Annotated in this window: 12 protein-coding genes; 3 read left to right on the forward strand and 9 right to left on the reverse strand. The window is 36.7% G+C overall.

The genetic code is table 11. From position 1 onward, the window contains the following. Positions 1 to 100: 100 nt before the first annotated feature. From IE080_RS16535 to IE080_RS16555, 4 genes are all read right to left on the reverse strand, one after another. Entirely contained in the window at positions 101 to 2,179 is a 2,079-nt protein-coding gene (locus IE080_RS16535; protein WP_189585247.1) for a GmrSD restriction endonuclease domain-containing protein, read from the reverse strand. Next, complete coding sequence (locus IE080_RS16540; protein WP_189585250.1) at positions 2,176 to 3,966, reverse strand: DUF262 domain-containing protein; 1,791 nt, start codon at positions 3,964 to 3,966, stop codon at positions 2,176 to 2,178. Before IE080_RS16540 ends, IE080_RS16535 begins: the two co-directional genes overlap by 4 nt. Before the next feature lie 310 nt (positions 3,967 to 4,276). Beyond that, positions 4,277 to 4,864 (reverse strand): hypothetical protein, encoded by a 588-nt coding sequence (locus IE080_RS16550; protein ID WP_189585252.1) that lies wholly within the window; start codon positions 4,862 to 4,864, stop codon positions 4,277 to 4,279. Positions 4,865 to 4,878: 14 nt separating this feature from the next. Next, on the reverse strand, positions 4,879 to 5,781 hold the full coding sequence (locus tag IE080_RS16555; protein ID WP_189585256.1) for a helix-turn-helix transcriptional regulator: 903 nt from the start codon (positions 5,779 to 5,781) through the stop codon (positions 4,879 to 4,881). Positions 5,782 to 5,951: 170 nt separating this feature from the next. Between IE080_RS16555 and IE080_RS16560 the strand changes: the two genes are divergently transcribed. Continuing rightward, complete coding sequence (locus IE080_RS16560) at positions 5,952 to 8,057, forward strand: ClpB D2-like domain containing protein (RefSeq protein WP_189585259.1); 2,106 nt, start codon at positions 5,952 to 5,954, stop codon at positions 8,055 to 8,057. Positions 8,058 to 8,927: 870 nt separating this feature from the next. Here IE080_RS16560 and IE080_RS16565 read toward each other — a convergent pair. The 5 genes from IE080_RS16565 to IE080_RS16585 are packed head-to-tail and all read right to left on the reverse strand — an operon-like array spanning position 8,928 to position 13,003. Continuing rightward, on the reverse strand, positions 8,928 to 9,626 hold the full coding sequence (locus IE080_RS16565; RefSeq protein ID WP_189585262.1) for a TIGR04283 family arsenosugar biosynthesis glycosyltransferase: 699 nt from the start codon (positions 9,624 to 9,626) through the stop codon (positions 8,928 to 8,930). Next, on the reverse strand, positions 9,623 to 10,231 hold the full coding sequence (locus IE080_RS16570) for a TIGR04282 family arsenosugar biosynthesis glycosyltransferase (protein ID WP_189585265.1): 609 nt from the start codon (positions 10,229 to 10,231) through the stop codon (positions 9,623 to 9,625). The genes IE080_RS16565 and IE080_RS16570 overlap by 4 nt, the downstream gene beginning before the upstream one ends. A 3-nt stretch (positions 10,232 to 10,234) precedes the next feature. Next, positions 10,235 to 11,278 (reverse strand): arsenosugar biosynthesis radical SAM (seleno)protein ArsS, encoded by a 1,044-nt coding sequence (gene arsS / locus IE080_RS16575; RefSeq protein ID WP_189585268.1) that lies wholly within the window; start codon positions 11,276 to 11,278, stop codon positions 10,235 to 10,237. Between the two features lie 10 nt (positions 11,279 to 11,288). Beyond that, complete coding sequence (locus IE080_RS16580) at positions 11,289 to 12,392, reverse strand: VOC family protein (protein ID WP_189585271.1); 1,104 nt, start codon at positions 12,390 to 12,392, stop codon at positions 11,289 to 11,291. A gap of 5 nt (positions 12,393 to 12,397) precedes the next feature. Next, on the reverse strand, positions 12,398 to 13,003 hold the full coding sequence (locus IE080_RS16585; RefSeq protein ID WP_229800691.1) for a DUF6134 family protein: 606 nt from the start codon (positions 13,001 to 13,003) through the stop codon (positions 12,398 to 12,400). A gap of 205 nt (positions 13,004 to 13,208) precedes the next feature. Between IE080_RS16585 and IE080_RS16590 the strand changes: the two genes are divergently transcribed. Next, positions 13,209 to 16,430 (forward strand): SusC/RagA family TonB-linked outer membrane protein, encoded by a 3,222-nt coding sequence (locus IE080_RS16590; protein ID WP_189585273.1) that lies wholly within the window; start codon positions 13,209 to 13,211, stop codon positions 16,428 to 16,430. A 12-nt stretch (positions 16,431 to 16,442) separates the two neighbouring features. Continuing rightward, positions 16,443 to 17,876, forward strand: a complete 1,434-nt coding sequence (locus tag IE080_RS16595) for a SusD/RagB family nutrient-binding outer membrane lipoprotein (RefSeq protein WP_189585276.1) — start codon at positions 16,443 to 16,445, stop codon at positions 17,874 to 17,876. Positions 17,877 to 17,878 lie beyond the last annotated feature (2 nt).

Genomic DNA, 17,878 nt, shown 5'->3' on the forward strand with positions numbered 1-17,878 from the left:
GAAAAAAACGATAACTTTAATCGCCATTAAAACGGTAACTGAATACCCTTGATCAAAGGGTGGTCAAGATAGCCGGATCGGTGGTCAAGATCATCGGAATCTACAAATACCAACTCAGCGTAAAAAGCTCCGAGAAATAACCGGAAATTCTAGTCGAGGAAAGCAAAAATATCGAGTGGTTGTATTTTCGAATATGGTGTTGGTTAGCATATTGAAGAACTTTGGGAGATGACAAAATTGTGAGAGTATATTTGTCATTGGATTGACAACTTTTACAAATTGCTTCTAGGCTGTGAACGATGTTGTTTTCATCAAATTGTTGATGAGAAATTATTCGCTCTATTAAAGCAAGATTTCCTTTGATAAACCTCCTCCAGTTTTCATTTCTTTCCCTGAGCGTCCCTCTGATATTTCTAGGGAAATAATACCTATGAATTTCAGGGTTGAAAAAGGAATCCATCTGAGAAAGGAAAGTTCTGAATAATAGATGGTTATTTTTATTCAGAACCTCTTCTGAGAATAAAGCTTGAATTTTCTTACCTTTAATTACCAAATCATTGAAGTCGTAGTTTGCAATTTCTAGAATAAAACCAATTTGACCATAAAAATACCTGTGCGCCTCCAGTTCAATAAACAACGCCTCCCAATTCAATTCTGGGTGCTGAATGATCAATTGTGACTTGAGAATCTCTTCACTGACTTGTTCTCCATCAAAGAATTCTATGCACCCGTCCAATTGAGCAATTTTTTGATATACATTTTCAGAGCCGATAGATTGTATCAAGGTATCAATACTTTTACAGGCATTTCTATGCAGGTAAGCTGTTTCAATAGGTGTATTGAATATAAGATTCCCCAGGACTCTGGCCCATTGTTCAAAAAATGTAAAGTCCCCATTAGTATGAATAATATAACGAGACAGCGCATACTGGTAGGTATTGTTCGGAAAGTTAAGGCCTTGATTATTTTTAAAAAAATACTTTTTCAATGAATTGGTCTGGAAGTTTTTGTTAAAATTATAATCATTCTCCTTTACTTTTAAATTATCTAATAGTCTGATGTAGAGGTCAATATTCCTAGAGAAGGTTTCATTACTTTCCAAAAGGGGTATTAGATTTTTTTGAGTGGAAGTTCTGAGTAATTCAATATGCTTGTCGGTATTGATCTCTGATGCGGAATTCTCACTGTTGTATTTTTCTAACAGATAGTCACTCAGATATAAATTCTTGAAAAACTGAAGGTATTTATTATCAATTTCTTCCACATCCTTAATTCCTTCCGCATAAACCCAGAAAAGGTCAAACCAATCAATGTCTAATTTTCGGCCTAAATTCGGGTCACCAATTTTACCTTTATAATTTTTGAGTAGCCATGCCTTAAAATTTTCAAAACCGGATAATGACTTTCCCCGGGCATTCATTTTAACATACAATTCATCGGTAAGGTCAAATTCATCCAAATCAAAAAAATCAAAGGAAACCGTATTTAATTTCGTCAAAGCCTCCCAAGCTTGGTCAGAATTGATACTTTTTTCTTTTACAAATCTTTCTATTTGATCAATTACTGATAGCATGCTGTTCACAGTGGGGTCTTTTTTCCAAGAAGTAAAAAACAGCTCATCGTTCAGAATCCCTTGAGCTAAGCCTTTCTCTAATTTCAAATCGAAAATTCTTGGTTGACAGATCAATTGCAAAAACTCTTTTGAACTATTTCTTGTGGTGTAGGTAAAACGCTTTAAAATATCTAGGCACTTTTCATCCTTCTTTATAAAGACAAAATACCAATGGATCAAAAAGAGTGTAGTCAATCTCTGCTGACCATCGAGCGGGATAAATGTAACAATTTCAGATTGTTGCTCTGATTTTTTTGAAGTTGCAAAATCAACATTCAAATAAAGATTTGCAGCATAATGCTGTACAGCTTGTAATAATGAATCAATGCTGTGTTTGTTTTTTTCGAGTAAATGGAAATTTTCTTTCCCCTCTAACTTTCCATAAATAAAATCCAGGTGCAGTTTTTTACTAGGCTCTAAGCATGATGATAAAATAGCGTTTATTAATTTCCGACTGATTTCCTGAGCACTCTCTCTGCCATAAGTGTAGTCTCTCTGGATAGTTGGGATTTCTATGCTGTAATCAGTAATTAATTTCCAGAAGCTGATTTTCTTTTCGTTGTTCATAAATCTTTTGGGAAGTATTTATTTAACTGGCTTTTGGTATGTTCCTTGTAATTTTCCATATCCTTTAGTCCAAAAATTTTATCGGTTATAGTTTCTTCTCCTTTCGAAAAAGCTTTGGTGAATACATCTTTAGTAGCATTGGGAATAAATGTGATTTCATCTCTTGGTGAATTCTTGTAATAGATTTCTAGGATCTCCTTTCGTTTTTCAATAAAAATCCTATTCCCCAATTTGCTATTTGTATTCCGATCAAGTAAACATAGATTACCTATTTCATGAAGTGATAACTCATCACCTATTTTCTCAATCACCTCTTCATAGATTGCCCGTTCATCTTTTTCAAATCGAAAGTCCGTGAACTTTGCATTCAAATCTCTTTTTTTGTTAAAAATTTCAATCAGACTCTCAATTTTATTGGCTAGTTCAATGAATGCTTGGTTATTATTTTCTTTAAAATATTCCTGATAGGACTCTAGCCACTCTTTAACTTCTCTGATGGTTTGGAAGCCTCTTGGGTTTTGAGGGTTGATGTGTTCCACACTCCATTTTTCATCGAGGTAGAGATTGAAAGGAAACTTTTCATCAGAAGCCCGATTTAAATAATCTTCGATATTCAACAGGAGTAAGATATTCTGGCAAGCTAATCTATACTTTTCATAGTGGAGATTTTCAATCCTATGGAACTGTATTTTTTTACCTTCAATATCTTTCACCTTTGAAAGTTGATGACGAATTTCGGTCAAAAGTCGTTCCTTGAAATCTTCTTTTGAATGGCCTTTACTCAATTTCACTATACTGGATAATCTTTCGTATTTCGTCACGATTAAGAATCCAATGTAATGGAAGAGCTCTTTATCAGTGTACCATTCCTCTATTTTGTTAAAAGTCTGTTTGATGGCTTGCCAGTCTAATCGTTCATTTTTTTGAAACAAGTTATCGTATTTTTTGTAGGAAGTCTTCCTTTCTTCCTCTGTTTCAATTTTTGTTACATCATTAGCTAAATCTATAATCAAATCTATCCGAGTGTCAAGATTCTTGTAATAATCATTATCACAGATGAATGACCAAAAAGTATCATCCTGTAATTGGTTCTCTATCTGGTCCCAATCATTCGCAAGATCAAAGGCCTTTAACTTTCCAATTTCATTTGAATTATGTTTTTGAATATCCAAAATGAACAAAGCTTTTATAAGTTCAGAGTTGGTTAAAGGGATTTTTCCTGCATTTAGGTTCAGAAAAATAGTCTCTGGTGAGATATCAGTATTATTTTGCGAGATATCATACCAAATAACATGCGTCGTATGATTGAGTTTAGTAAGGAATTTGTCTTTATCTGCATTATTTTCTCCAAACCACTTCTTGATCTCTTGATAGACTTTGAATAAATAATATATGTCAACGTTATTATAGCCTTCATTTTCGTTGGTGAAGATTTCCCACTTAGTATACTCATCCAATAAGTGTAACCTTCCTTCCAAAAACTCCCTTGTTTTTTCCCTTGTTTGGTAAGAAATACTGAAGCAAGATTGGGCTTGTAAAAAATGCAGGATAAGGAATATTGACGTGATTCGCTGTTGTCCATCAATCAATTCTACTTCCCCATCATTGTTCAAATGTACGATTATAGGCTGCAAGCAATACTTTCCATGGAAGTGATTATTAATGTCATTCAACAAATCTCTGATTTGCTCCTCATCCCATTTATAGCCACGTTGATAATCCTTTACAACAAAATGAAGGCCGTTTAACTCACTTATGGGTCTAAAGTCTATATAGTCTGTTTGCATATCTATTTCGCTTTAATTTCTTTATTAGAGCTACTTTCAAAGCTAACCATTTCAAGTTTTTAATGCTTTGAAAATCCTGATCATTCATAGTTCTATTCGTTTTAAATATTTCTTCCTACTTACAGGAAAGTATTCATGGAGCTGATTCCTGCATTCAATAACATTTTAGAAAATTCAAGTCCGTTGATCAATTGGACTTCATTTTCTTTGGCAAGGTTTTCAGCCCTTTCATTGAAAGTGTTGGCTGTTGTAATTACCCAGGCAACTTTATTGTAACCATCTGCTATACTTTCCTGATTGGTTTTGTAATCTAGGATTTGATTGGTGCCCCATTCGTTGATTTGCCCTTTTTGAAATTTTCAATGCTCGTTTCAATGCTTGTTTTTAAATCATTAATAGCTGCATTGGTTTGTCTGATTTTCATTCTTGCGGTCAATTGCGCATCTGCGAATTTGTCCCTGGGAATTTGTTTGTAAAGTATTTTAACCTTTCTGGTAAAACCCAAGTCGAAGGCATTCCCATGAGGAGAAATTAAGTGGATTCCATTTGTGGAAATGGGTTTGCCATCCCAAGACTTCAGGTCCTCTGAAAATGTCTCGGCAATCAATAGAGGTCTTTGGTCTATAATTTCGCAGACAGCAAATGTTCCTTGACTTGGAACTACCACCAGGTCTCCCTTGGACATTTTTAGAAAATTCCAAAGGCTATGTCTTGGTCTAGGTATTCTGCCCCAGAAGTCCTGAAACTGTTGATTGAAGTAGGCCCAATCGTCTTCTAAAACGCAATCGATCATTTCTTTGTAAGAAAAGTCTGAAAATCCAATAGTTAGGTATCCTCTGTCCAACAGGGGATAGGACAACTCCGCAACGTGCGAAATTCTATGAAGCCAATAATTCATTTGATCTTATTTTTCTAGGTTAATAAAATTCCTTTGATCACATTTTCCACTTTCTTCTTTACCATTTCCTTTAATCGCTCTGGTGCATCCACCCTTACTTCATCACCATGGGAGAGGATTTCGGCTACCAGTTCGTATTCTATTTTGACTCGGAGGCCGATTGTTAGAAGTTTACCATCATCTACCAGGATTTCCTGACTTGGGTGGAGGGGAAGGGATTTGATATAGCGACCCTTGAATTCAGTGAATGTTAGGATTACATCCTCTACAGGATTTCCAGGAGTATTGATGATACCGAATACATCTTGGAAATACCGCTCAAAGTCCATGTTTTGTAGAGTTTGAAATCGTTCTTGCAGGATATCCAAATTTCGAATTCTATCCAATCCAAAAACCTTGAACACCTTGCCTTCATCCAAGGCAAGCAGGTACCAGCGCCGTTTGAATTCCTTTAACGCAAGGGGTTGTAAGGTTCTGTCCTGAAATTGACCCATCCAGTATTTTTCGTAGTGGATGGCAATCAATTGTTGCTGTTGGATGGCTGCTAGGATTGGTGTAAGGTGCTCAGTCCCTCTAGCTTTTCTCTGCTCAAAAAGCAGGTAGGAGGGGACCTTTCGTTGCTGACCAAAGACCTGAAGCATGTCAAAAGCTTCTAGCAAGTGGGTGTTTTCTTCACTGCTATCCCCTGGTACAATGCTATAAAGCGCAGTCTTAAAGTCAAAGGAAATATCAATACCAAAAAGAGAGGCAATTTCTGAAAGGTCTCTGTTGAAGGTCCTTTTGGAAATGCAGAGTTCATGCCCAAGTTCCTCTCCCTTGCGCGCCAAATGCTTATCCAAAGTCTCCCAATCAAATGCTTTTCTTTTGGCCAATTTGATGATTTCTGTCTGCCGGATCAGAGATGTTAATTTGCTCATAACCTAAAGATAGGGTTACACTCCGCCAATACGCGTCTGAGGGTCTGATTTTTTAGAAATTAATTTTTATGTGAAGATTGTCAGGAAAATTTTTCCGTAAATTTTTTTTACTCAGTCATTCTTTGGCATAGGCTGGGGATAGTTTTGACCAAAATCAAACTAATACGGACATGGACTTATACAAAAGACAAAAAGAGCTATTAGAGAAACAAGTTATTCTCCAACAAGCCAAAGAAACATTAAAGCGAGAGTTTGTAGGAATTGATGGAGTCATTGAAGAGGTCGTCGATGCTATGAGTTCTTGGTACCTGTTTCCAGATATTCAGGAGAAACCAGTGATTATCAATTTATGGGGATTGACTGGAGTGGGTAAATCCTCCTTGGTCAACCGATTGGTACAGTTGATAGGCATGGAGCAAAAGTATTTTAGCTTTGACCTGGGAGAAACTGATAACAGAGATTGGAATGTTCAAAGGACCTTGGAAGAAATTTATGATAACGTCAATGGATATCCTGTTATCCTCGCCTTGGATGAATTTCAGAATGCCAGAACACTTGATGATTTGGGGAGAGAAAAGGAGAAGAGTCCTTCCCGAGTAATCTGGCAGTTATTGGATTCGGGAAAATTTAAGGTTTCTAAATTCAATTTGCATTTGGATGAATTGTTTGAGTTTATACAGCGTATTCGCTTTCTTATTTCGAATGGAGTAGTGGTTAAAAATGGAATGGTAGTGGAAAACCAAAATTACTTCATTCAAAAAATGCATTTGAAAGATGTCTACATGGTTTATGGAGAGGATGAGAAAAGCTCATTTTTAAGAACTGATGAAGTACTATTTGTCCCTTCTAAAGTATATGGCATCATTTACAGTTTTGCTAAAGATCGCTTTTCGAATAAAATTGAATTTGAGGAAAAATTATTAACATTTGATGGCTATGAAACCCTTTCCTTTTTACTGGAAGTTTTTGATTTGGCCAATAGTCCTAAGAAGGTGGACTGTTCTAAAGGATTGATTTTTGTCATGGGTAATTTAGATGAGGCGTATACGATGAGCCATAATTTCAACCCGGATATGGATGCGGATGAATTTCACGAACAGTCCCTCAAAATCACTGTCCCCCATATCAAGAAAGCTTTGCAGAAGCGCTTTCGAAATGAGCAGATTGCACGCTTAGGAAATCTTCATATCATTTACCCAGCCTTCAGCAAGGCATCCTTTCAGAAAATTATCGCCTTGGAATTGGCAAAAATTGAGGAAAAGGTACTCCACAACCAAGGGATAAGAATGCTTATAGATGCTACGGTTCATGAGTTGATCTACAAAGAAGCAGTATACCCTACACAAGGCACACGACCGATTTTTACTACTATCCATCAAGTTATCCATTCAAAGTTGGGCAGGATCATTACAGAAATGATATTGAATAAGTTGAATGTTTGTTGTGTCAAGGTGAAGGCTAAGGGGGAAAATATACAGGTTGAATATTATCAGGGAGAAAGCGTAGTTCACATATTTTTCCTTGAGCAGCCATTAGTATTGGAGGAGCTGAGAAAAAGTAAGCAGGACGATTTTCAGGCCATTTCAGCCGTTCATGAAGCAGGTCATGCCATCATTTCGACTATCTTGCTTCGTACCATTCCTGAAGTTGTTGTCTCAACATCAGCTGAGGTGGGAACAGGTGGTTTTGTCCATACCAAATTCAAATGGAAGTACATTTCCAAAAAAGAAATCATCAACCGCTTGGCCTTGTTTTTAGGGGGCTATGTGGCTGAGCGCTTGGTTTTCGGGGAAGAAAACCTCACCACGGGTGCAGAGAATGACATTAAGAAAGCCACTGTTTTTATTACAGGGATGTTGAAAGAGGCGGGAATGGGTGACGTTCCAGGAACTTTTGACGCAAAAGGGGTTGAAACAAAATACTATCTTCACGACGAAGCGAATAAATTAAATCAAGAGGCAGAGTTTTGGATTTTAAAGGCTATGGATTTGGCTGAAAAAACATTGGTTGAGCAAAAGGTATGGTTATTGAAAATGTCCGATTTTCTAAGTGACCATAGTCAGATGCGGAAGGAAGCGATTCTTGAAATGACTAAAAATCACGCTGTAAATTTTGAACTGAATAGCCTTATTGAAGATGGGGATTTTCTTTTTTACCGAAAGCATTTGAAAGATCAGGTTTCAGGTCTTGAAATCAATAACCCTCCAAAGCCAGTTAAAGATGCTTGGGGAATGTCTTTGAATAGGATTTATAGGGGAGGAGCAGTAGAATTATGAACCAAGAACCAATTATCATTAGTTGAGCGAAATACTATTGAAATTACTATAGAAATCGGATTGAAATAACTGTTCCAGACGAAAAAGGGGCGTTAGCCCTGTCAGCTTCGTAGTATTAATCTACGTTAGTCCAAGGAGAGGGGCGTTAGCCCTGAGGTCTTAATCGGAGGGGTATTTGGAAAGAGATTGGAAGATGTTTTTTGTCCACAGATGGCACAGATTTTACGGAGGGATGATTTAGAAGATTTCCTTGGTAGCTGACATTAATGGATGGATGGATTTATAAAATTTGGTCGCAAGCTCCGGGATTGGGGATGATTGNGAGCAATTACCAGAGTTACCGGCCGACCCAGAATTGGGTCGAATTGGATGTTGAGAGGGTGTTTTTGTTTGAACGCTGTCCGAGATTTGTTATCACGGTCTGAAGATGAATGAGGATTTGTAATCTTCGAGGGCAATCTTTTTAAACTTAGTGATTATTTGGCTTGATAAGACGACTACCTAAGGAGATTGCAAATCTCCATTTATCTGTTTCCCGAAATTGCAAATTTCGAGAAGCTGAACTCACTCCGATAGGAGTTCAATCCCGCAGGGTATTAGCCCCGAGTAGCAACTCGGGGTGAAAAGAGGATGCCCCATTCACCATTCCCGACTCCGGTAGGAGTCGAATTAGGAGGGAGTAATAGTAGTTAAAAGGCCTATTGTCCCCAAAACAACGCCGCACCTCCCATCTGTGTCAATCCGAGCCAATCCCTCAAAATCTGTGTCTAAAAAATATCTCCCCCAAGACACAACTCTTATGGGAATAAAGTAAATCAAAATTATAAGCCGAATGCATCAAGGGACTAACAGAATTGGATTTTATTCTAATTAAAACTCTAATGATTTCTTATAAAAAGTTTTTATCTCATCAGGATTAGTTCCTTTGTAAAAATGAACAAATGCGTAAAGGTTGACAAGCTGAACTTTCAACCATCCGTTTTTTATATATTTCCTTGCGGAAACTTTAATCTTTTTGTTTATAATTTTGAACCGATGTCCCTTTCTAATCCTCTTGGTAAGTTCGAAATCTTCCATAATGGAGTATGCTTCATTGAACCCATTAAGAGAGTTGAAAAATTGTTTGGTAATAAACAATGTTTGATCTCCTCCACCAGCAAAAACCCCATTGAATTTGGTAAAAAATGAATTGATTTTTAAAAGGAAATGATTCGAATCAAACGAATACGCATAACAACCCGATGAAAATCCTTCTTTTATAGAATCCAAAATATCTTCGAAAAATGTCTCTACAATACGGGTGTCGGCATGAACGAAATACAATACCTCACCATTTGCTTGGGATGCACCATAATTCATTTGGGCAGCCCTACCTGATTTTGGGGATTTAAATAGTTTTAGGTTTGGGTATTTACTGAAAATCTCCATAGTTTGGTCAGTGCTACCTCCATCAACTATGATTAGTTCTACAGCTTTATCCAGACATACCTTTTCAAGATGAGCTATAAGCTCATGTGCTTCTTTTTCTTCATTGTATACGGGAATAATTAAGCTAATCTTGGTGCTCATATTTTGATAAAGTTTGTGGCTTTTATCCAATCTAGTTCGGTATCTATATCCTGAAGGGGTTCAAGTAAACTATAGGATGCGTCTTTTTTATTTAGTCTTTCAATCGTTTCCAAAAGTACTTTTTCGGTACTCCAAGGGATATTGATGAAGATATCTGGTAATGGTTTGCTTAAACCAATTAAATAATACCCTCCATCATTAGCCGGTCCTATACAACACGCTACTGCTGTCAAATCTTTAAAGGCGGCTACTAGATGATCCTTTTGAAGGTCTAAACAGTCTGTTCCTACAGTGATGATGGATTGGTAGCCCAATGAAAAGATTTCGGAAAAAGCATGGGTGATTTTTTCACCGAGGTCATTTCCTACTTGGTTTCGAAGATGGAAATGTTCGGGTATAAATTCAGGTTTTTCTGTAGGTACAGTGTCCAGATAGATGTAAATATCTGCTTCGGCGGATACTTCACCGAGGATTTGGTACGTATGAGAAACGAGCTTTTTGTAAATTTCTAATGCTGCATGATTGCCAGCGGTGGCCGCTACTCTAGTCTTTACATGCCCAAGTTTAAATTCTTTCTGAAAGACAATGATTGCTTGAGTTTTCATAGGTTAAGAAGTAGCTCCTCCACAGCTTGAGCCTGCTCCCGCCGTACAACCGAAGCAATGTTGATTGACGATTATATTTCGGTTTAAAAGAGCCTGCGTGTTCCAATCTTTTAAATGTACATTGCTAGGACAATCAACTTTTAAGTCCAACATTTGATTGAAATCGCAGTCATAGAGAAAGCCATCCCAGCTGACAGAAATAGTACTTCGACACATGACATTGGCCGCAGCCATAGGGTTATATGATTCAATCAGCTTTGTCATGTAGGATTCATAATTGCCACTTTTTACCAAGAAATCTAAAAATCTAGAAATAGGGATATTGGTGATTGTAAACAGTGAGTTGAACTCTAAATTATACATAGACTTCAATTTTTTCTTAAATTCTAACTCTAAGGCTTGTTGGTCAGCAGGTAGAAAAGCCCCTGATGGATTGTAAACAAGATTTAAGATTAACCCTGAGCCATCTATACCATAACCAACGGCATTTAACATTTCTAAAGCTTTGATCGATTTGCCAAATACTCCATCTCCACGTTGAGCGTCTGTTTTCATTGCAGTGAAGTAGGGCAATGAAGATACTACTGTTAGGTTATGTTGTTTAAAAAAATCAGGTAAGTCATGGTATTTTGGGTTTGCTAAGATGATGGTTAGGTTACAACGAACAATTATCTCTGCTGTTGTTGTAATTCTTCTGATTTCTTCAATAAACCATCGGAAATTTGGGTTCATTTCGGGAGCTCCGCCCGTCAAATCAATCGTTTTAACATTGTTTTCTTTAATTACTTTAAGGCAATCCATCAATGTTTCCCTGGTCATAATTTCTTTTCTGTCGGGTCCCGCATCTACATGGCAATGTTTACAAACCTGATTGCACATTTTTCCCATGTTAATTTGCAAAATATCCAAACTAGTTGGTTTTAAAGGAAATAAATTGCTTTGGTTTAATTTATCTTGAAATGATACCTGATTTAATGTCGATGCTAGAATTTCCAACTCATTATTAATATCGGCTAGTGGGTGGTTCAATGCTTTTAAAGATTTCATTTGCTAATTATTATTTTTTATTCAGTTCCATTAACTTGAAAAACCATCTAGGTAAAGGTTTGGATGTATTGATCCATTTTAAATGAAAATACAGTTTCAATTTCTCTATAATAGGAATTTTATGGGTTTCAACAAATTCGATTAATGTTCCGTCAGGATCTTCGCAATAGGCGAATTGTCCGGCGGCTTTGCCCATATCAAAACTATTTTTACTATTAACTGTAAAGGGACTTTCCGTTCGAGCACATTCCTTCTCAAGTTCGTCCATTCCATTCACATCAAAGCAAATATGAATAAAGCCTAAATCCCCCCATTGCCTATTATTGAAAATTTTAGATGGCGTTCGTTGACAGGCTTGGATCAATTCCAGTTCAAAATTCCCAAGAAGTGTTGAAAAAGCGCCTTTCTTTTTTTTGGATTGGATCAAAAAAGCTCTTTTAAACTCTTGATTACCGAAAGGAAAGCCTTTTAAATCTTGAAATGTATTTCTATCGAAGTAATGGCATGTAGAATTGTGAATGAGCTTTTTGTAAAAATTGGCAGATGTATCAATATCACTGACGCCAATAATTGCTCCTGAAACACCCCCTGTTAGTTTGTTTGATTCCAGTAGCCAATCATTGTGTTCAACAATTTGAAAAAGGTTTCCGAAAGGGTCATGTACGAAAAAGCACTGTTTTCCTGTAGGGTCTTTTTGAATCCCTCCGATTATGTATAAACTTTCAGAGACATAATAATCATATGTTTTCTGAACGTCTTTAGATTTTATTTTTATTGCAAAGACACCTAAGTCTCCTAATGATATGGTGGTCTCTGGTTTAGTGGGCTTCCTACTGGTATATTCCCAAATCTCTAATCCACCACCTCCTTGGAGATTTAAAGCTAGGATAGCATATCTGTCTTCTACCTTTCCATTCGTATATTTTGTCATGAGTTTGGCAGATGCTCTGTCTGCAAAAACAGGCAAGTCCATTCCAAAATATTTCTTGTACCAGTCCCATGCAGCTTCTGCATTTTCAACGCCTATACCTATTTGTTGTATACCACTGATAATAAAGTCATATGACTTGCTTATTTCCTTGGAAGGGTCTATAATGGTTTCACCATTTACCATAGCTTTTATTTCTTGAGTATAACATAATTTTTTATCGGACTTTGCATGATAGCTTTGACAAATTGGCCATTTTCATAATAGAATTTATTCACATTCCCATTCACATGAACTTCATAATAGTCTTTTTTCTTTACTAAAGCTGATACTATCCCAAAGTTTTCTGCTAAAAATTGTTGTTGGTTTATAGGTTCTTCAAAATACATCCGGGAAGTGCTAAATAGTATTTTAGTGAATATAGACTCGGAGTTTTCAAATTTGTAACTTTTTGCATCAACCTGATAATAATCATCTGACCATTTTACTGTACTTGAATAATCTCCTCTGTTGGTTTTTGTTTTGGAATAAGAATGTACCAAAATTCCGTTTTCATAAGATGTTTTTAATTGATAGTCAATAAATACCCGTCCAAAAAACCAAAAATTCACGTTTGAATCAATGGAGTACATGCTTTTTTCTGCATCTGAAACTTTTGAAGCGCTCAAGGTTCCAATGGAGATTCCTGCCACCAAAATATCACAAGTCAAAGTTTGCGATTTGGTAGTTGAAATAATAGTAAAAAGGAGTATCGTAAGTAATGTTTTATGGTAACTCACTGTTGATTTATTTTCCATCAACATACGTAATTTTTTTTGTTTTTGGATTTTATATTTTTGACTTGAAATAGGATTTTTCTATACATTTCTTTCTGTAGTTGTTTAATCAACTTTTTGAGTCTGTTTGGGTTTTCTAAAAGTCACATCATCAATCTTTGTAAGAATTGAAATTTATAAAAACCAATCGAAGGCTATTCTACGTAGATTGCGAAAATTTATTGTTATGAAAAAATGCTACACTTGGTTAGGTGTTTTTGTATTCGTACTCTCTATAAGTTACTCCTACGCACAAGGTGATAAAACCGTCAAAGGAATAGTTTACGATGACAAATCCCGGACTCCTCTTGTCGGAGGAAGTGTTTACTACACATTTAATGGGCAGTTGAGAGGTGTAAATACAGATTTAGAAGGGGGATTTACAATTAATGTTCCTATTGGTGTTTCGAGTTTGACAGCCTCACTTGTTGGCTATGATAGTAAGGTATTTCCTATTTTTGGGAATGATGTTTTTTTTGAGGTTTACCTGTCCGCTTCTGCCTCATTGAATGAAGTCGTTGTAACAGCGCTTGGTTTGGAAAGGGAATATCAAAACCTTGGATATGCTTTGCAGCAAATTAGAGGTGAAGATATTAGTGAGGTTAAATCTGTTAATTTTTTAGATAATCTTAGCGGAAGGATAGCTGGTGTAACTGTTTCTCAAGGTTCTTCTGGAGTAGGTAGTACAAGTAGGATTTCTATCCGTGGAGAATCATCTTTTACCAATAATAATCCATTATTTATTTTGGATGGACTTCCCATAAATAATTTAACGTTAGTAAATATTACAGACGATTCTGCTAATGGATTTATGGAGGTGGATTTTGGAAATGGGGCGATGGATATTAATGCTGACGATTTGGAGTCTGTTACTGTTTTAAAAGGTCCTGCAGCAGCTGCACTTTATGGTGCCCGGGCAGCTAATGGTGTGATTTTACTTACATCAAAGAAAGCACAAAAAGAAGGAGTTTCAGTCGCTATTAACTCAAGCACTTTTTTTGAAAGGCCCTTTAGGTTGCCAAGGTTTCAAAATTTGTATGGACAGGGTAATTCTGGCTTATTCGAATTTAGAGATGGACTTGGAGGTGGAGTGAATGATAATATTACCTTTAGTTTTGGCCCAAGATTAGATGCAGGTTTGTTGATCCCTCAATTTGATAGTCCAGTTACATTACCAGATGGAACTGTTGTACGTGGTGCAGATACACGAGTTCATGGAGGTTTACCTATTACCCCAACACCATTCGTATCTAATCCCAACAACCTTCGTGATTTTTATGAATTAGGTTTGACGACAATCAATAATGTTTCTTTTTCGGGTGGGGCTGATAATTTTTCTTCCAGGTTTTCGGTAACAGATGTGTCTAGTCAATCATTTATTCCTGGAACAAATCTGCAAAGAAGGTCATTTGTAGGAGCTTTGAATTATAAGCCTAGTGACAGACTTTCTATTTCAGGAAATTTCAATCTAATTAATTCTGGAAGTGATAATAGGCCTGCTACCAAGTATGGTTCTGAAAATATCAATTATTCCATTGTCGCTTGGATGGGAAGACAGACAGATATGAGTAGTCTTCGGGATTATTGGCAGCCTGGATTAGAAGGGATTCAGCAATATTCCTATAATTACACCTTCTTTGACAATCCTTATTTTACGCTTTTAGAAAATAGGAATAGCTTCGATAGAAATAGATTGATAGGTAATATTGTTGTTTCATATGAGTTTAATGAAAAATTCTCTGTTTTTGTACGCTCAGGGACCGAAACTCAGTCAGAAGAAAGAGCATTTAGACGTTCTTTTAGTTCCAATAGATTTCCATTGGGAGCTTATGCAGAGCAAAATTTAACCTATCAAGAAACGAATACAGATTTCTTAGCAACTTACAGTGATACTTTTGGGGATATTTCCTTTGATTTTTCAGTAGGAGGTAATAGAATGGACCAGCAGGCTTCAATGGATCAGTTACAGACTCTACAGTTAGCACAACCTGGTATTTTCACATTTGCAAATGCTGCTAGTCCACTACAATATTTCCAAAGCTTTGCTCGTAAACGTATCAATTCAGCTTATGCTTTTGCCCGTACTTCATATAAAGACTTCTTGTATTTAGACATTACGAGCCGTACAGATTGGTCCTCTGCATTGGCTAATGAATTTGGTACAAATGCGACCTCTTTTTCTTATCCTTCTATTGCAACTTCCTTACTCCTGAGTAACGTGCTGCAGCTTCCTAGAAGCATTAATCTTTTCAAACTTAGGGCTAGTTATGCAGAGGTCGGAAATGACTCAGCTCCATTTCAGACAATTGGTAATTTTACAAGTAGAACTCCTGTGTATGCCAATCCTAGTTTTGGAGATCAGAGTGTAATTCCTAATGCGAACCTTCGACCTGAACGGATTAACTCTTGGGAAATAGGTACAGATATTAGATTGTTTTCCAATCGTATCAGTATTGATTTAACGTATTTCAATATGCTTACAAAGGACCAAATTATATCACTCCCAATTCCAATTTCTTCTGGCTACGATCGGCAAAATGTCAATGGAGGTGCAGTAAGAACATTTGGGTATGAAGCTACTATTGATTATAAAGCCATTCGAACAAGTAAGCTGTTTTGGAATATTCAGGCCAATTATACTCGCTATGTCAATAGGGTAGAGTCACTTCCGGGAGGATCTTTTACACTTGCCTACAATAGAATCTATGATAATGTCAATCAAACAGTTTGGTATATAGTCTCTGAGGGTGGTCGCTTGGGAGATATGTGGGGTACAGGATATCTGAGGAATGAGAACGGTGATTTTATAATCAACAGCCAAGGTGGATACATAACGGATAATACACTTATCAAACTAGGAAATATGAATCCTGATTTTTTGGTTGGAATTCACAATTACATTTCGTTTAAAAATTTCCATGTTTCAGCCTTAGTGGATGTTAGAAAAGGTGGACAAATTGTGTCCCGAACAACTGCCCTCGCAGGTGCTGGAGGACAATTAATTGAAACTGTAAATAGACCTGAGGAGGGAATTGTCGCTAAAGGTGTTGTTAACATTGGCTCTGCTGATAGTCCAGTTTTTGTGGCTAATACTACACCCATTCCTGCTGAAACGTTTTACAGGCAGTTTTATGACAGAAATAATGAAGAAAATAACACGTTTGATGCTGATTTTATCAAACTTAGAGAGCTATCTATTGGTATGGACCTGCCTTATTCTTTGTTGAAAAATCGCTCAAGGCATATGAATGTTTCAATTATTGGTAGGAATCTTTTTATGTTAAGTAAGATTAAACATTTCGATCCTGAACAAGTGGCATTTCAAGGGCAGAATGTATTGGGAGGAGTGGAAGATATGGCCTATCCTACGGCGAGAAGTATGGGGTTTAAGTTCAGTTTGAATTTTTAAAAAGCGATTATCATGAAAAATTATATTATTATTCTGGTTATATTACTTATGACGGCGTGTGATGCTGATTTTACCAACATCAATACCAATCCAGTAGTTTCTGTCTCTGTTCAGCCTGAATTTTTATTGAGAAAAGTACTATTTGAATACTCTGAAAATGCTTCTTATGAAGGATTTGTTGCGGGGAATTTATTGGCTCAATATTTTATGGCAGTAGATTTTAATTTATTTGATAGGCATGGCTTAACGCAGCCTCAATATGGAGGGAATCCTTGGCCATTCCTGTATGAAAATTTGAGAGATAATGAAATTCTTCTTCAATTATCCAGACAAAATCCAACTTTTGCTATTTATGAAGGACCTGCGCTGGTAATTAAAGCGATGTTGTTTGCTAATCTTACCGATCTTTACGGAGACGTGCCTTATTCGGAGGCTTTGAAAGGAAAGTCTTCGGGGGTGGTATTTCCTGCATATGATAGTCAAGAAGAGATTTATCTTGGTGAAGAAGGGCTACTCATGCTGTTGACTCTGGCTTCAGAAAAATTGAGGCTGTCTTATGGTCCAAATAGATTGATTGGAGATGTGATTTATAATGGGAATCTTCAAAACTGGCTTAGCCTTGCAGAAAGTTTACGATTTAAATTATTGATGAGAATATCTGGTAAAGTAGATGTTCGAGAGCAGTTGAGTAAGCTGGTTCAAGATGGGTATTTGATTATTAATCCTGAATCCAATGCTGTGTTTCGCTTTACATCAGCACAGCCTAACAATTTTAGAATGTCCACGGCCAGGATTGGAGATTTTAACTTGTTTTTGATGTCTGAGACTATTCAAAGGCAGCTCGAACGATTTAATGACCCTAGGGTAGGGGTTTATTTTAGACCATCTGCTAATGGGGAAAACCAGTTTAGAGGTTTGCGAAACGGCCAAGATGCCTCCCAACTATCTATATCAATTGCTGATTTCAGTCTATCGGGAAGAATTTTCAGAGAAGCTGCTGGTTCCATGAAGTTCCCATGGTTAACAAGTTTTGAATTGAAGTTTTTGATGGCAGAGGCTGCGCATAAAGGTTTTGTACAGCTAGATGCATCAGTTTTGTATCAGGAAGCTGTAAAAGAAGCTTTTGAGTATTGGGGTGTAGCCGTTCCATCAAATTATCTGGTACATGGTCCGGCAAGCTTTGATTCAGCGGAGGATAAGTTGGAACTTATCGGTACTCAAAAATGGCTTTCTATGCCTGTTAACTTTTATGAGGGTTGGATTGAGCAGCGTAGAACAGGTTTTCCTTTGTTGCTTCCATTAGTTGCCTCTCTCAATGATGGCTTGATGCCTAATAGATTACCATATCCTGCTTCGGAAATTGCATTAAATAATCAAAACTTTCTAGTGGCTTCAGGAAATACAAATGGGAATAGCATAAATGCCAAGGTTTGGTGGGCACAATAGTT

The sequence above is a fragment of the Mongoliitalea lutea genome, from assembly GCF_014652135.1.
Lineage (GTDB): Bacteria > Bacteroidota > Bacteroidia > Cytophagales > Cyclobacteriaceae > Mongoliitalea > Mongoliitalea lutea.

What these genes read in the sequence shown, in the direction of transcription:
- IE080_RS16555 (WP_189585256.1), bottom strand. Translation starts at nt 5,781, where the DNA reads ATGAGCAAATTAACATCTCTGATCCGGCAGACAGAAATCATCAAATTG.
- IE080_RS16565 (WP_189585262.1), bottom strand. Translation starts at nt 9,626, where the DNA reads ATGAGCACCAAGATTAGCTTAATTATTCCCGTATACAATGAAGAAAAA.
- IE080_RS16540 (WP_189585250.1), bottom strand. Translation starts at nt 3,966, where the DNA reads ATGCAAACAGACTATATAGACTTTAGACCCATAAGTGAGTTAAACGGC.
- IE080_RS16580 (WP_189585271.1), bottom strand. Translation starts at nt 12,392, where the DNA reads ATGGTAAATGGTGAAACCATTATAGACCCTTCCAAGGAAATAAGCAAG.
- IE080_RS16550 (WP_189585252.1), bottom strand. Translation starts at nt 4,864, where the DNA reads ATGAATTATTGGCTTCATAGAATTTCGCACGTTGCGGAGTTGTCCTAT.
- IE080_RS16585 (WP_229800691.1), bottom strand. Translation starts at nt 13,003, where the DNA reads ATGGAAAATAAATCAACAGTGAGTTACCATAAAACATTACTTACGATA.
- IE080_RS16535 (WP_189585247.1), bottom strand. Translation starts at nt 2,179, where the DNA reads ATGAACAACGAAAAGAAAATCAGCTTCTGGAAATTAATTACTGATTAC.
- IE080_RS16570 (WP_189585265.1), bottom strand. Translation starts at nt 10,231, where the DNA reads ATGAAAACTCAAGCAATCATTGTCTTTCAGAAAGAATTTAAACTTGGG.
- IE080_RS16560 (WP_189585259.1), top strand. Translation starts at nt 5,952, where the DNA reads ATGGACTTATACAAAAGACAAAAAGAGCTATTAGAGAAACAAGTTATT.
- arsS (WP_189585268.1), bottom strand. Translation starts at nt 11,278, where the DNA reads ATGAAATCTTTAAAAGCATTGAACCACCCACTAGCCGATATTAATAAT.
- IE080_RS16595 (WP_189585276.1), top strand. Translation starts at nt 16,443, where the DNA reads ATGAAAAATTATATTATTATTCTGGTTATATTACTTATGACGGCGTGT.
- IE080_RS16590 (WP_189585273.1), top strand. Translation starts at nt 13,209, where the DNA reads ATGAAAAAATGCTACACTTGGTTAGGTGTTTTTGTATTCGTACTCTCT.